The 14102-nt window shown below is 68.1% G+C and carries 15 protein-coding genes and 1 pseudogene; 3 read left to right on the top strand and 13 right to left on the bottom strand.

Going from position 1 to position 14102, the window contains the following annotated elements; all coding sequences use genetic code 11:
* Positions 1-20: 20 nt before the first annotated feature.
* The 4 genes from ACCC97_RS04915 to ACCC97_RS04900 form a co-directional block, all read right to left on the bottom strand.
* Entirely contained in the window at positions 21-1361 is a 1341-nt protein-coding gene (locus ACCC97_RS04915; RefSeq protein ID WP_413331741.1) for an LLM class flavin-dependent oxidoreductase, read from the bottom strand.
* Positions 1362-1393: 32 nt separating this feature from the next.
* Positions 1394-2401, bottom strand: coding sequence for an LLM class flavin-dependent oxidoreductase (locus ACCC97_RS04910; RefSeq protein ID WP_007832168.1), 1008 nt, complete (start codon positions 2399-2401; stop codon positions 1394-1396).
* Between the two features lie 101 nt (positions 2402-2502).
* Positions 2503-2745 (bottom strand): AAA family ATPase, encoded by a 243-nt coding sequence (locus tag ACCC97_RS04905; protein WP_413331740.1) that lies wholly within the window; start codon positions 2743-2745, stop codon positions 2503-2505.
* A gap of 38 nt (positions 2746-2783) precedes the next feature.
* The gene (locus tag ACCC97_RS04900) at positions 2784-2981 is read right to left on the bottom strand and encodes a hypothetical protein (protein WP_413311785.1); all 198 of its coding nucleotides are present in this window, start codon (positions 2979-2981) and stop codon (positions 2784-2786) included.
* 263 nt (positions 2982-3244) lie between these two features.
* On the opposite strand from ACCC97_RS04900, the gene ACCC97_RS04895 reads away from it, so the two are divergent.
* Positions 3245-3673 carry a GNAT family N-acetyltransferase gene (locus ACCC97_RS04895; protein WP_413331739.1) on the top strand — a complete coding sequence of 143 codons (429 nt, stop codon included), beginning with the start codon at positions 3245-3247 and terminating at the stop codon, positions 3671-3673.
* 6 nt (positions 3674-3679) lie between these two features.
* On the opposite strand, the gene ACCC97_RS04890 is transcribed toward ACCC97_RS04895, so the two are convergent.
* The 4 genes and pseudogenes from ACCC97_RS04890 to ACCC97_RS04875 form a co-directional block, all read right to left on the bottom strand.
* Complete coding sequence (locus ACCC97_RS04890) at positions 3680-5167, bottom strand: MFS transporter (protein ID WP_413331738.1); 1488 nt, start codon at positions 5165-5167, stop codon at positions 3680-3682.
* Positions 5168-5216: 49 nt separating this feature from the next.
* The gene (locus ACCC97_RS04885; protein WP_413331737.1) at positions 5217-6446 is read right to left on the bottom strand and encodes a class I SAM-dependent methyltransferase; all 1230 of its coding nucleotides are present in this window, start codon (positions 6444-6446) and stop codon (positions 5217-5219) included.
* 129 nt (positions 6447-6575) lie between these two features.
* A pseudogene (locus tag ACCC97_RS04880) lies at positions 6576-6814 on the bottom strand (cation transporter); the annotation flags it as partial.
* Between the two features lie 33 nt (positions 6815-6847).
* Entirely contained in the window at positions 6848-7840 is a 993-nt protein-coding gene (locus ACCC97_RS04875) for an AraC family transcriptional regulator (protein WP_042673222.1), read from the bottom strand.
* Positions 7841-8080: 240 nt separating this feature from the next.
* Between ACCC97_RS04875 and ACCC97_RS04870 the strand changes: the two genes are divergently transcribed.
* Positions 8081-9133, top strand: a complete 1053-nt coding sequence (locus ACCC97_RS04870) for an aldo/keto reductase (RefSeq protein WP_413331735.1) — start codon at positions 8081-8083, stop codon at positions 9131-9133.
* Here the strand turns inward: ACCC97_RS04870 and bioD are convergent.
* From bioD to ACCC97_RS04850, 4 genes are all read right to left on the bottom strand, one after another.
* On the bottom strand, positions 9116-9844 hold the full coding sequence (gene bioD / locus ACCC97_RS04865; protein ID WP_007832179.1) for a dethiobiotin synthase: 729 nt from the start codon (positions 9842-9844) through the stop codon (positions 9116-9118). The two genes, ACCC97_RS04870 and bioD, sit on opposite strands and share 18 nt — an antisense overlap.
* Positions 9841-11073 (bottom strand): 8-amino-7-oxononanoate synthase, encoded by a 1233-nt coding sequence (bioF, locus tag ACCC97_RS04860; RefSeq protein WP_007832181.1) that lies wholly within the window; start codon positions 11071-11073, stop codon positions 9841-9843. Before bioF ends, bioD begins: the two co-directional genes overlap by 4 nt.
* The gene (locus ACCC97_RS04855; protein WP_413331733.1) at positions 11057-12445 is read right to left on the bottom strand and encodes an adenosylmethionine--8-amino-7-oxononanoate transaminase; all 1389 of its coding nucleotides are present in this window, start codon (positions 12443-12445) and stop codon (positions 11057-11059) included. Before ACCC97_RS04855 ends, bioF begins: the two co-directional genes overlap by 17 nt.
* Before the next feature lie 336 nt (positions 12446-12781).
* A complete protein-coding gene (locus tag ACCC97_RS04850; RefSeq protein ID WP_007832183.1) occupies positions 12782-13093 on the bottom strand; it encodes a hypothetical protein in 312 nt (103 codons plus the stop codon).
* Between the two features lie 239 nt (positions 13094-13332).
* On the opposite strand from ACCC97_RS04850, the gene ACCC97_RS04845 reads away from it, so the two are divergent.
* Positions 13333-13545: a hypothetical protein gene (locus ACCC97_RS04845; RefSeq protein ID WP_007832184.1), complete on the top strand. Its 213-nt coding sequence runs from the start codon at positions 13333-13335 to the stop codon at positions 13543-13545.
* Positions 13546-13554: 9 nt separating this feature from the next.
* Here the strand turns inward: ACCC97_RS04845 and ACCC97_RS04840 are convergent, their stop codons facing one another.
* The gene (locus ACCC97_RS04840; RefSeq protein WP_413331732.1) at positions 13555-13848 is read right to left on the bottom strand and encodes an alpha-ketoglutarate-dependent dioxygenase AlkB; all 294 of its coding nucleotides are present in this window, start codon (positions 13846-13848) and stop codon (positions 13555-13557) included.
* Positions 13849-14102 lie beyond the last annotated feature (254 nt).

The following is a 14102-nucleotide window of genomic DNA, read 5'->3' as shown; positions in this document are numbered from 1 at the left end:
CTCCTTGCGGTTCACTCCCATCAGGCGACCTTCTTTTTCGCTGCGGGTGCGTCGTCTTGCGCGGCGTAGCGGCTCGCCTTGCGTGGCAGTCCCAGGTGGTCGCGCAGGGTGACGCCAGGCAGTTCTCGCTGGTAGCGCCCGCGCGCCTCCAGCACCGGAATCACGAACTCGATGAAGTCGTCCAGGCCCTGCCCCAGCACCGGGAAACCGAGGATGAAGCCATCGGCCGCGCCCTCGTCCACCCAGCGGATGATCTCGTCGGCGATGCGCTCGCCGGTGCCTACAAACTGCGTGCGCGGCGTGGCCACTTCGAGCGCCACTTCGCGCAAGGTCTGGCCATTGGCCTTCGCGTTGGCCTTGATGCGGTCGGTGGTCGAGCGAAAACTGTTGCGGCCGATTTCGTCCAGCTCGGGGAACGGCGCGTCCAGCGGGTACTGGCCGAAGTCGTGATGATCGAAGAAGCGACCCAAGTAGGCCAGCGCCTCCTCCACCGTCAGCAGTTCGCGGATGGCGCGGTACTTGGCCTCGGCTTCTTCCTCGGTGGCCGCGACCACGGGACCGATGCCGGGGAATATCTTCACGTCGTCGGCCTGACGGCCCTGCGCGACCGCACTGGCCTTCACCTGCCGCAGGAAGCTGCGCGTGTCTTCCAGCGAAGGTGAATGCGTGAACACCGCGTCCGCATACTTGCCCGCGAGACCGACACCCGCGTCCGACGATCCGGCCTGGAAAATCACCGGCTGGCCCTGCGGCGAGCGCTGGATGTTCAGCGGGCCCGATACCTGGAAGAAGCGCCCCTTGTGGTCCAGCGTGTGGAGCTTCTCGCGCTCGAAGAACTGGCCGGTCTCGCGGTTGCGCGCGAAGGCATCGTCGTCCCAGCTGTCCCACAGGCCCTGCGTGACGGCAAGGTACTCGTCGGCGATCTCGTAGCGCAGCGCGTGCTCGGGGTGGCTGCGGCTGTAGTTCTTCGCGCTGCCTTCGAGCGGGGTGGTCACCACGTTCCAGCCCGCGCGGCCGCCGCTGATCAGGTCGAGCGAGGCGAACTGGCGCGCCACCGTGAACGGGTCGCTGTACGAACTGGAAACGGTACCCGCGAGGCCGATCTTCGAGGTCACGGTGGCGAGAGCCGAAAGAATCGAGATCGGCTCGAAGCGGTTGAGGAAATGCGGGATCGACTTCTCGTTGATGTAGAGCCCGTCCGCCACAAATGCGAAGGCGATGCCGGCCGCTTCGGCCCTCTGCGCGGTGCGCACGAAAAAGTCGAGGTTGACGCTGGCGTCGGCCGGCCCGCCCGGATGCTTCCATGAATTCATGTGGCTGCCGGCACCCTGCAGCATGACGCCGAACTTGATGTTGCTCATGACGATCGTTCTTGTGAGGTTGAAGGAAAGGCTCAGGCCAGCGCCGGTTCGCGCGCCTTGGCAAGCAGTTCGACGCAGGCGTGGCGCTCGGCGAAACCGGCCACGGGGATGTCTATGACGAACTCCTCGATGCCGTAGCGCTCGCTCAACCCGTCGAGCGCGTCGCGCACCTCTTCGCCGGAACCTGCGATCACATGCGGGCGGCGTTCTTCGGTGCGGTAGTCGCTCACGCCGGCCTGCCGCGCAAACTCGGCGGCCGCCTCGAGGCTCGGCAGGTTGACGCTCTGGCCCGTGGACAGGTGCACGCGAAAGCTGCGCAGCGCACCGACAAGCTCCGCGGCCTTCTCGTGCGTCTCGGCCGCGAAGGCGAAGAGCGCGAGCAGCGGCGCGCGGCCCGTCTCGGCACGGTAGGCCTCGATCGATTGCGCAAGGTTCACCGGGTCGCCGTTGAAATGCCCCGCATAGGCAAAGTCCCAGCCGAGGCGCGCCGCCAGCACCGCGCTTTCAGGACTGCCGCCGAGCAGCACGCGCTGCGGCAGCTGCGGGGGATTGGGCGTGGCCACCACGCCGGCCAACGCATGGCCGGAGGCAATGCCATCGTGCAGGAAGGCATCGAGCTCGGCCAGGCGCAGCCCGAAGTCCTCGCCCTTCGCCTTCACCGGATCGTGCAGCCATTGCAGCGCCTTGCTCGTCAGCGGCAGGCCGCCGGGTGCCTTGCCGATGCCCAGGTCCACGCGCCCCGGTGCCAGCGAAGCCAACACGCGGAAGGTCTCGGCCACCTTGAACGGGCTGTAGTGCTGCAGCATGACGCCACCCGTGCCCACGCGGATTCGCGAGGTCTTCGCGAGCACGTGCGCTGCCAGCACCTCGGGGGCGGAGCCCGCGTAGTTCCTGTTGCCGTGATGCTCGGCGAGCCAGTAGCGGTGGTAGCCCAGCCGCTCCGCGCTTTGCGCGAGCGCAATGGTGTGCTGGAACGCTTGAGCGGCGTCGGCGCCTTCTGGGATCAGGCTCTTGTCGAGCAGGGACAGCGAGTAGGACACGGTGTGCGGCGAAAGACGCCTCGGAAAGAATTGATGCAAATTCTCCGAGGCATCGCGCGCACCGTTTGCGCTGAATTTCTATATCGATATTTGCTGAATGCTCAGTCGCGCACGTGGGACAGGATCGATTGCACGGCCTCATGCGCGCTGAGGCTTGCGGTGTCGATGACGAGGCGTTGGGTGGTCCAGGGCGCGTAGTCGTGGCGCTGCACGGACGCCCACGCCGGCGGCACGAGGCCCGGCACGTCGACGCTGCGCTGCTCGACGCGGCGCCGATGTTCGGCGATATCGCGCGCGATGGTGGTCTTGCCCGTGCCCGGCAGACCGCCCAGGACGATCAGCATCTTCTCTTGTCTCCAGGTTCATGGCCCTGGCGCCAAGTTCACCACGAATGCGGCAGCAGGGCCAGCACCGCGGCCGCATGCAGCCGCCGCAGCGCCCGCACAGGCACATAGCCGTGTGGTGCCCGGCGCGCCACTTCGCGTGCCGAGCGCGGCGGAATGCGCCAGGCAGTGGCTGTCAGGGCAAGAACTTTGCGGCCCTGGGCCGACGGAGAAAGATGAAAGGTACGCAGTGGCATGGCAATGGTCGAACGAACGCTTCGGCCGATTCTGCGCAGTGCCACCGCCTTTCCAAAGACGGATTCCAAGTTACCTGATGAGGTTCGCGATGGAGGGGCTCAGGCGAAGTCGGTCGATGGCGTCTCCCAGGGATTGCATATGCGTGCGCGGCTTTCTTCGTTGGGTGGCTTCGTCCGCCAATCCTGAGCGGGCTGTGGTTCGGGTTCGGACTTGGGGCGAGCCGGTAGAGTTGCACCGTTCCATCGCACAGCTTTTCTCCCGAATGAAAAACCTCACCATTGCCCCCGCCACGCCTGAAGAAATCCGCTCTAGCGAGCTCGGCCTCAAGCTGCGCCACTACAACTATGGCTTCGTCGGCGAGTACCCCGAACAGCAGTACATCCGCCTCAACGCAAGGGACGAGAACGGGCGTCTCCTCGGTGGCCTGCGCGGCTTCGTGTTTCTCTACTGGCTCAACATCGAAGTGCTCTTCGTCGAAGAAGACGCGCGAGGCTCGGGCCTTGGCACCCGCCTGCTGGCCGAGGCCGAGCAGCAAGCCATCGCGCTGGGCGCGAAGAACGCAAAGCTGGACACCTTCGAGTGGCAGGCGCGCCCGTTCTACCTGAAGCACGGCTACGAGGAGTACGCCCGCATCGACGATTACGCGCCCGGCTTCTACCTGGCGTACATGAAGAAGTCGCTGCTGCGCTGAAGCGGCCTACTTCGGCGCCGGCTTCCCAGCCCCGACCGCATGGCTCTCCAGTCCTTCCTTCGGCAGCAGCAACGCCAGCGCGACCACACCCAGGCTCACGGTCAGCATCGCCACAAAAGTCAGATGCAGCGAACCGCCCAGCGCCAGGCGAATGCCCGCGTCATTGGCCTCCGAACCCTGCACACCCTGCAGCAGCAGGCGCAGTTGGTCGTCGGTGAACATCGGGCTGCCATCCCCGCGCGTCAGCCCGAAATTGAAGACTGCGCCGAAGAAGGCCGCGCCCAGCGCACTGCCAAGGTTGCGGGAGAACACGTTCGACGCCGTGGCGATGCCGCGCTGCGCAAGATCGACGCCTTCCTGGATCAGGATCAGCGAACTCAGGCTCATCACGCCCATGCCCAGGCCGATGACGAAGGAGCCGATGGCGGGCAGCACCGGCGAGCTGCCTGACGCGAGCAGGACGAAGGTCGAGGTGCCCACCGGAATCAGCGCTGCACCGACCACCACCATGCGCCACAGGCCGATGCGATGGAAGGTGCGCGAGGTCAGCGTCGCACCGATGGGCCAGCCGAGCATCACCATCGTGAGCGTGAGGCCGGCCGTGACCGACGAGCGCTCGAGCACCACCTGCACGTACATCGGCAGGAAGGTCGTGATGCCGATCAGCACCATGCCGGCCAGCATTGCCGCGCCGTTGACGGCGGCGATCATCCGCGCGCCCCAGAGCTTCAGCGACATCATCGGGTCGGTGGCACGGCGCTCCTGCGCGATGAACAGCACGAGCGTGACGACGAACAACCCGGCCCACGCGAGTGCCACGCCCGAATTGCCGACGCCGAATTCCGTCAGCGCGATCATCAGCGCCGCAATGCCGATGGTGAACAGCACCGCGCCCACCATGTCGATGGACGAGCGGCGCACCGTCGGCGCTTCGTGCAGGAAGAGCCAGAAGCCAGCCGCGGCCGCCAGGCCGATGGGCACGTTGACCCAGAAGATCCAGGCCCAGGACAGCTTCTGCACGATCAGTGCGCCGATCATCGGCCCCACCACAGCCGACACGGCCCAGACGCTCGCAAGCCAGCCCTGCACCTTGCCGCGTTCGCGCACCGGATAGAGATCGCCCACGATGGTGAGCGCCACCGGCTGGATGGCGCCCGCGCCGATGCCCTGGATGAGCCGGAAGCAGATCATGGCCGGCATCGACCACGCGAAACCCGCCAGCACCGACCCGAGGACGAAGACGGCGATGCCCACGAACATGATGGGCTTGCGGCCGTACAGGTCCGAGAGCTTGCCGAACACCACAGTCATCGCGGTCTGCGCCAGCAGGAAGGAGGCGAACACCCAGCTGTACAGATGCAGTCCGCCCAGTTCGGAGGCGATCTGCGGCATGACGGTGGAGACGATGGTGGCTTCGATGGCCACCATCGCCATGGAGGCCATGATCGAGGCGATGACGAGGGGGCGGTTTGTTGTTCTGTTGGTGGAAGTCATGAGCCGTGCATGCTATAGACGGCTTGAGCCCTTGTCCGGCGCTCAAGCTCTAGGGGCTTCCGAACGAGGTGCCGTCGTAGATATAGCGGCGCGACCACGGCAGCGTGTTCGCCGGCCGCCCTGCCTTGCGGCCCACGACCTGGTAGATGGCCACGTCGTCGTTCTCGAAGGCATAGGCGCAGCCCGCGAGGTAGATGCGCCAGATACGGAATTTTTCTTCGTCGACGAACGCGCGCGCCTTCTCGCTGTTGGCTTCGTAGGCATCGCTCCAGCAGCGCAGCGTGCGCACATAGTGGCGGCGCAGGTTCTCCACGTCGAAGGCTTCGAGGCCGCCCTGCTGCATGGCCTGCAGCGCGAGGCTGATGTGCGGCAGCTCGCCGTTGGGGAACACGTAGCGGTCGATGAAGTCGCCGCCGCCGTACGACATGCCGCCGCCGGCGGGGTCGGACGAGGTGATGCCGTGGTTCATCACCACGCCGTCGTCTGCAAGCAGCTCCTGCACGCGCCTGAAGTACGCAGGCAGGTTCCTGCGGCCCACGTGCTCGAACATGCCGACGCTGGTGATGCGGTCGAACCGGCCGGTCACGTCGCGGTAGTCCTGCAGGCGGATCTCGATGCGGTCGTGCAGGCCGGCGGCCTTCACGCGTTCGGTCGCCAGCTCCAGCTGGTTCCGAGAGAGCGTCACCCCCACGCAGCGCGCGCCGAATTTCTGCGCCGCACGGATCGCCAGAGCGCCCCAGCCGCAGCCGATGTCGAGCAGCGTCTGGCCCGGCTTCAGTTCGATCTTGGTGAGGATGTGGTCTATCTTCTTCAGTTGCGCAGTGGCCAAGTCCTCGTCGCCGTTCTCGAAGTAGGCGCATGAATAGACCATGTTCGGATCGAGCCACAGCCGATAGAACTCGTTGGAGACGTCGTAGTGGTACTGGACGGACTTCCTGTCCGACGACCTCGTGTGCGCGAAATGGCGCGCCATGTTCCGCAGCGCCCCGCCGTGCTTGTCGATCGACGTCCTGGCGAGGCCGTAGGCGATGTCGATGACGTCGCTGAGCTTGCCCTCGATGTCGATCTTGCTCTTGACGTAGGCCTCGCCGAGGTTGTCGAGCGTGGGATGCAGCATCAGCGGCAGCGCGGCGGGCGTCTTCACGTGCAGCGTGACCGAAGGCCCGCTGAAGGTGCCGAAGTCGTAGGACTGGCCGTCCCACAAGGTAAGCCGCACAGGCAGGTTGGCGCGTTCGCGGACCACGTCGCTCCATCGTGCCAGCTTCTTTTGCCAAAGCATGCATTACTCCGTGTTGCTGCAGCGAACAAAACAATAGCGAAATTCCGCGAAACCTGCATGGCAGGGGCGACGTGCGAACCGCGGCAGGTGCTACCGCGCGTCCAGTGCATGGCTGGACCAGATGCCCGGCGCGGCCGCCGCAAGCACCACGTAATTCCACGTCGGGTCGCGCATCGGCTCGGGCTGGCGGATGTGCTGGACGCCTTTGTAGAACGAAACGCCGCCGCCCAGCCCGAAGATCAGCACCGCGACGATGAGGCTCCAGAAGTACAGCTCCTTGCCGTGCCCGAACGGATGCCTTCCGACAGCATGGCCGAGCTGCCGGTGATGCCCGCGACGATGAACTTGGCGATCTTCGAATCAGCCATGCGGCGGCGCGCCGGCCATGCTGCCCGGCCGGTTCACGCAGCCTCCATCGAGGCCGCCCCCATCGCGTCGTTGCCTGCCTCGCCGAGCCAGCGGCGCTTGTCGCGCAGCGGCGGCGCGCCGAACATGCGGCCGTACTCGCGCGCGAACTGCGACGGGCTTTCGTAGCCCACGTTGTGCGCGGCGCTCGCCACGTCGGCGCCGGCGATCAGCATCTGCCGGCGCGCCTCCTGCAGGCGCAGCTGCTTCTGGTACTGCAGCGGGCTCATCGCGGTGACGGCCTTGAAGTGGTGATGGAATGACGACACGCTCATGTGCACCGCCCGCGCCATGTCTTCCACCCGCAGCGACTGCGCGTAGTTGACGCGCAGCGCGCTGATGGCTTTCGCGATGCGCTGGGTGTGGCTGTCCTGCAGCGCGATCTGCCGCAGCCGCGCGCCCTCGCCGTTGACCAGCAGGCGGTACATGATCTCGCGCTTGATGAGCGGCGCCATGATCGGCACGTCTTCCGGCGTATCGAGCAGCCGCAACAGGCGCAGCACGGGTTCGAGCACCGGCATGGCGATGCGGTTGACGTACATGCCGCGCGAGGCTGGCGCATTGGCCTTGGCGGGCAGCTTCTCGTCGCCGATGAGCTCGCCGATTTCGTCGAGGGCCAGTTCCAGCCGCACGCCGAGGTAAGGCTCCTTCTCGCTCGTCACGCACACCTGGCCGCACACCGGCAGGTCGACCGAGGTGACGAGGTAGTGCATCGGGTCGTACACGTAGATGTCGTCGCCCACGATGATCCGCTTGGAACCCTGCGCGATCAGGCCCAGCGCCGGAGACGCGAAGGCGTGCTTGGGGCCTTCGGGCTTGCTGATGCAGAACACCTGCAGGCCGGGCACGGCGGTGATGACGGTGCCGTCCTGCCCGCGCGTGATGTGCTCGATGAGCGCCACCAGTTCCTTGCGGGCTTCGTCGAGTTCGGGCTCCAGCGGCATCGGCTGGGCGATGACGGCGGCGATTTCGGGTGTTTCGTCGGACATGTTCGAGGCCTTGTCATGGTTGGGGGCCAAAGGGGCGGCCACCATGGAGGAATGAGCGGTTCGAAGCTTAGCGCTCCTCCATCGGATTCGCACGCGCCACGCGGGAGGTCTGGAGAATCAGGCGAATACTTTGCAGGAACGCGCTCGCCATGGGCCAGGCGCCGGCGGGATACTTTTCCGCAGTCGCCCGGGCTTGTCGGCCCCTTTCGGCGCCTGCCTCCAACGCAAAGGAACCTCTCCATGCAATACCGCAAATTCGGCCGCACCGGCCTCCTGGTTTCCGAACTGTGCCTCGGCACCATGACCTTCGGCGGCTCCTCCGGCATCTGGGGCCAGATCGGCAACCTGCAGCAGTCGGAGGCCGAAGGGCTGGTCGGCCGCGCGCTCGACGCCGGCATCAACTTCATCGACACGGCGGACGCGTACTCCGAAGGGCAGTCGGAAGTCATCACCGGCCAGGCGCTGAAGAACCTCAAGGTGCCGCGCGACAGTTTCGTGCTGGCCACCAAGGTGCTCGGCGAAACCGGCAGCAAGGGCGTCAACTCCGCGGGCGCCTCGCGCTTCCACATAATGGACGGCGTCAAGGCCAGCCTGCAGCGCCTGCAGCTCGACCACATCGACCTGTACCAGATCCACGGCTTCGACCCCATCACGCCCATCGAGGAAACCGTGCACGCGCTCGACAACCTCGTGCGCCAGGGCCACGTGCGCTACGTGGGCGTGTCGAACTGGGCGGCCTGGCAGATCGCGAAGGCGCTGGGCATCGCCGAGCGCGACCGGCTCGCGCGCTTCGAGTCGCTGCAGGCCTACTACACCATCGCCGGGCGCGACCTGGAACGCGAGCTGGCGCCCATGCTGCGCAGCGAAAACGTCGGGTTGATGGTCTGGAGCCCGCTCGCGGGCGGCCTGCTGAGCGGCAAGTACGGCCGCGACACGCAGGCGGAAAAAGGCAGCCGCCGCACCACCTTCGACTTTCCGCCGGTGAACGTCGAGCGCGCCTACGACTGCATCGACGTGATGCGCCAGCTGGCCGAAGCGCGCAAGGTTTCGGTCGCGCAGATCGCGCTGGCGTGGCTGCTGCACCAGCAGGTGGTGACCAGCGTGATCGTCGGTGCCAAGCGCGCCGAGCAGTTGGACGACAACATCGCAGCCACGGCCATCAAGCTCACGGGCGACGAGCTGGCCGCGCTGGACAAGGTGAGCGCGCTGCCGGCCGAGTACCCGGGCTGGATGCTGGAGCGCCAGGGCGGCGTGCGAGCCAAGCGGCTCGTCGAATCAGGCCAGCGCGGCTGATTCCTCCGCCGCGGCACGGCGCGCGGCATGGGCCGCCGTCGCGCGCAGTGCACGCAAGTCGATGTGGCGCGCGGCCTGCGCGGCGCCGGGTTGCTGCAGATGCGGCACCACGCCGAGCAGCGGCGCGCCGAGCCGGGCACGCAGCGTCTGCAGGTTGGCTTGCGGCGCCAGCATCGAGGGATCGACAACGCTCGCCACCCAGCCCGCCAGCACGAGGCCCCGCGCGCGAACCGCCTCGGCGCTCAGCAGCGCATGGTTGAGGCAACCCAGCCGCAGGCCGACCACGAGGATCACGGGCAGGCCCAGCGCCACGGCGAGGTCGGCGCTGTCGAGGTCGTCGCCGAACGGCACGCAGAAGCCACCCACGCCTTCGACCACCACGGCATCGGCGCGCGCCGAGAGTTCCGCGAAGGCCAAGAGCATCGGCCGCAGCGTGATGTGCACGCCCTCTTCCCTGGCCGCCAGGTGCGGCGACATCGGCGCGCGCAGCAGGTACGGGCTGCGCAGCGCCAGTGGCGCGTCGACGTTGCCGGCCGCGCGCAGCTGCTCCACGTCTTCGTTGCGCCATTCGCCGTCGCGTTCTTCGAGCCCTGCGGCCACCGGCTTCATGCCGACCGCGCGCAGGCCGGAACCGGCCAGCAGGCTCAGCATGGCGCTGCTGACCAGCGTCTTGCCGATGCCCGTGTCGGTGCCGGTAACGAACCAGTTCATGCGGCCTCCTTCCAGGGCTGCGCCAGCGCATCGCCCAATGCATCGACGAGCCGGGCGACGTCGGCTTCGCCGTGGCTGGCCGACAGCGCGATGCGCAGCCGCGCGGTGCCGGCGGGCACGGTCGGCGGGCGGATCGCGCCGACGCGCAGGCCGCGCGCATCGAGCTGCGCCATGGTGCGCATCGCGCGCGCGTTGTCGCCGACGATCAGCGGCTGGATCGCGGTGGGCGACTCGGGCAGCCATGCGCTGCCGTCCGCTGGCAGCACGGCGGTCAGGCCCCGGCGCAATTGCGCGATGCGTTCCCGCAGCCGTGAACGGCGTTCGGCGCCCTCCTCGCCCTCGATCAGCGCCAGGCTCGCGAGCAGCGCGTGCGCGACGGCCGGCGGTGCGGCCGTGGTGAAGATGTACGGCCGCGCGCGCTGCACCAGGTAGTCGACGACGGTGCGATGCGCCGCCACGAAGGCGCCCGACACGCCCGCGGCCTTGCCCAGCGTGCCGATCAGCACCAGCCGCTCCGAGCGCAAGCCCATGGCTTCGAGCACGCCGCGCCCCGTGGCGCCGAGCACGCCGAAGCCGTGCGCGTCGTCGATCACCAGCCAGGCATCGTGCCGCTCGGCCAGCGCGAGCAGTTCGGCCACGGGTGCGATGTGGCCGTCCATGCTGAACACTGCATCGCTGACGATGAGCTTCACGGGCGCGTCGCAGGCGGCGAGCTGCGCGTCGAGCGCGGCCACGCCGCAGTGCGGATAGCGCTCGACGCGCGCCTTCGCCAGCCTCGCGCCGTCGATCAGCGAAGCATGGTTGAGTGCTTCCGAGAAGATGACCGCCTCGGCGCCGCCGAGCGCCGACAGCACGGCGAGGTTGGCCATGTAGCCCGTGCAGAAGAACAGGCTCTGCGCTTCGGGGATGAAAGGAGCCATCCACTCGGCGAGCCGCTCCTCGAGCTGCGCGTGGGCGCGCGAATGGCCGAGGATCAGGTGCGAACCACCGCTGCCCGTGCCGTACAGCGCGGCGCCTTCGGCCCATGCCTTCGCCAACGCGGGGTGCGCGGCAAGACCGAGGTAGTCGTTGCTGCTGAAGCCGAGCATGGTGCGCGGCGCGGTGGCGCCGGCCAGCGTGAGGATCTGCTCGGGCGCGCAGGCGGTTTCGGCGATCTGCCGGCGGCGGCGCAGCGACTGCGCGTCGAGCGCGTGGATCTCGCCCTGCAGGCGGTCAAGCAAGCGCGACATCGCGGGCTCCTTCTTCCTGGTCCGTGGCCATGACGGCTTTCAGCGTGGCCAGCGTGCCGTCGACCAGCTGATCGATCTCGCCGTCGCCGATCGTGTACGGCGGCATGAGGTACACGGTGTTGCCGATCGGCCGCATCAGCAGCCCGTGCGCGCGCGCCGCCAGGTGAAAGCGTTCGGCGAAACGCGCGCCCGGCTCGCGCACGTCGAAGGCCGTGATCATTCCGCGCTGCCGCAGATGATCGACCGCCTGCCCTGCAAGCCCGCCGCGCAGGTGCCGCAGCAGGCGCGCGGCACGGCCGCGGTTGCATTGCAGCGCATCCTCGCTCTCGAAAAGATCCAGCGTGGCAATTGCCGCGCGGCAGGCCAGTGCATTGCCGGTGTAGGAATGCGAATGCAGGAAGCTGCGCGCCGCGTCGTCGTCGACGAAGCCTTCGTAGATGGCGTCGCGCGTCATCACCAGCGCCAGCGGCAGGTAGCCGCCGCTGATGCCTTTCGACAGGCACAGGAAGTCGGGCCAGATGCCGGCCTGCTCGCACGCGAAGAAGCTGCCGGTGCGCCCGCAGCCCACCGCGATCTCGTCGGCGATGAGGTGCACCCCATGGCGATCGCACAGGGCGCGCAGCCGACGCAGGTACTCGGGGTCGTGCATCGCCATGCCGGTGGCGCATTGCACCAGCGGCTCGACGATCACTGCGGCGATGGTGTCGTGCTGCTCGGCCAGCAGCGCTTCGAGCTCGGCGGCGGCGCGGCGCGCAACGGCGGCCGCGTCCTCGCCGGGCCGGGCGTTGCGCGCATCCGGCGAGGCGACGAGGTGTGCATCAGCGAGCAAGGGCGCATAGGCATCGCGGAACACCGGCACGTCGGTCACGTGCAAGGCGCCCAGGGTCTCGCCGTGGTAGCCCCGCTTCAGCGCCACGAAGCGCCGCTTTCCGCCGCGCCCGGCGTTGCGCCAGGCATGAAAGCTCATCTTCAGCGCGATCTCCACGGCCGAGGCGCCGTCGGACGCGTAGAAGCAATGGCCGAGCGCGTGGCCCGTCAGCGCGGACAGGCGCTCGGCCAGTTCCACCGCCGGCGCGTGCGTGCAGCCCGCGAGCATCACGTGCGACAGCTTGTCGAGCTGGTCCTTGAGCGCGGCGTTGATCGCCGGATGCGCATGGCCGAAGAGGTTGACCCACCACGAGCTGGTGGCATCCATGTAGCGGCGGCCTTCGGCGTCGAAGAGCCACACGCCGTCGCCGCGCGCAATGGGCAACGGCGGCACCGCTTCGAGGCGGATGCTCTGCGTGCAGGGATGCCAGACATGGCGCCGGCTGCGTTGCTGCCAGCGTGCATTGGCATCGGAGCCAGGGGAAGAAGCTGTGGTGATGGGCACTCGCGCGGTCCTTTCGTGAAGGGCAAGGCGCGGGATCGTATCGACGCGTCGAAGGCGCGGCAAACGACGAAAACGGCGGCGGAATGACCGCCGGTTGCCCGATGTTGGACGGCATAGAAGCCGCGTTCGGCGCAGCGTCGCCGAACAAGCCGGCAACCCGCGTCCACCGCCGGGTGGCGGGAAATCGCAAGTCGTCCGGCTGGCGCCAGAAACAGGTCAGGAATGTCCGGTTTTCGCGGCTTCCCGAGGAGAAATCCGATTTTCGGACATGCCCAATGGCTGGTTTCAGGAGGCCGCGGAACTCGCACGTTCAGGCGGGGTTCCTCTTCACCCCGCTCAGCCGCGCTTTTCGGCGTTGCGCTTGCGCGTGGCGGCGGCCTTCTTCGCCGAGGCCGAGCGTTCGGCCGCGGTGCGGTGGGCGGCGGCAGCGCCGCCCAGGCGCCCGCCCTTGCGCGAGGGGCCGTGGTTCTCTGCCTTGCCGCGGCCGGAACCCGACTTCTTGCCGCCGCCTGTCTCGGCGTTCACCGTGGCCCAGGCGCGGCGCTCGGCCTCGCCCCTGCCCACACCGCGGTGCTCGTAGCCCTCTTCGATGTGTTCGGCCTTTCGCTTCTGCTTGTCCGTGTAGGACGACTTGTCGCCTCTTGGCATGGCATTGCTCCTGCTGCTCCTGCGGGTTGAGAAGCCCCCCATGCTGGGCGCACGGCGCGCGCAAGGGGTAAGAAGACGCACGCGCTGCGCGTCAGCGAAGTCTGTCTTGCGCCCCATGGCGTGCGTCGGCCGGCTGCCGCGCGGCTTGGACGACGCACGGGGTCGGTCCGTTCCCACAGGCATCCTCCATCGGCCGCAGGACAAATGGATGTCTTGTCCACCCCTACCCAGGAAGCCCCATGACGAGCCACAGGCAGCACCCGAAACACAACCCCGACGCCATCACCACCGACGAGCACGACACCGTGCCCACGCAGCACAACAAGGCGGGCAATCAGCCCGCCACGCCAAGGAACGAGCCGCGCCGCACGCCGGAAAGCCGGCACGACCGCGAGAGTCACGTCGGCGCAGGCAACCAGCTGCAGGCGCGCCGCGGCGGCGGCACGCGATGACGGCCGCGATCACGGCCCGGGCGATCTTCTTCGCGTGCGCAGCGTGATCGAATAGCGCAATGCCTCGGTCGGCGCGATGGCGTGTTGCCACGCCCACCGTGCCGGACCGCGCAGCATGTAGATCGAGCGCGGCTCGACAAGAAACTCCAGCGAACTCGGTCGCGAGGCCGCCGCGCCGGGCGCATACGGCCTGAACTGCATGACCGCATCGCCGAGCAGCGAGATGCCGACGATGTCCTCGAAGTCCGGTACGTCGCGGTGCCAGCCGAGCGGCGTGCCAGGCCGGTATTCGGCGATGAGCATGTGGGCGAGGTCTTCGGGCGCGGGGGGGGGCCCCGCCGCCCCCCACACCCCCAAATGGGGGAGCCCCCCCGGCGGCGGGGGGGCGGGGGGGGGGGGGGGGGGGGCGCTGTTGGTCGGGTCCGGGGGGGGGGCGGGGGGGGGGGCGGGGGGCCGCCCGCGCCCCCCCCCCCCCCCCCCCGCAATGGGTGAAGCACCACGGGCAGCGGTGGGCCGGGCTTGAGGCGGTTGGTGTCGAAGTCGTAGCTGCCGCCGAA

Source organism: Variovorax sp. Varisp85, assembly GCF_047304045.1.
Lineage (GTDB): Bacteria > Pseudomonadota > Gammaproteobacteria > Burkholderiales > Burkholderiaceae_C > Variovorax.
Note: the sequence above shows the minus strand (reverse complement) of the source record. Positions and strands in the feature narration are given on the sequence as shown.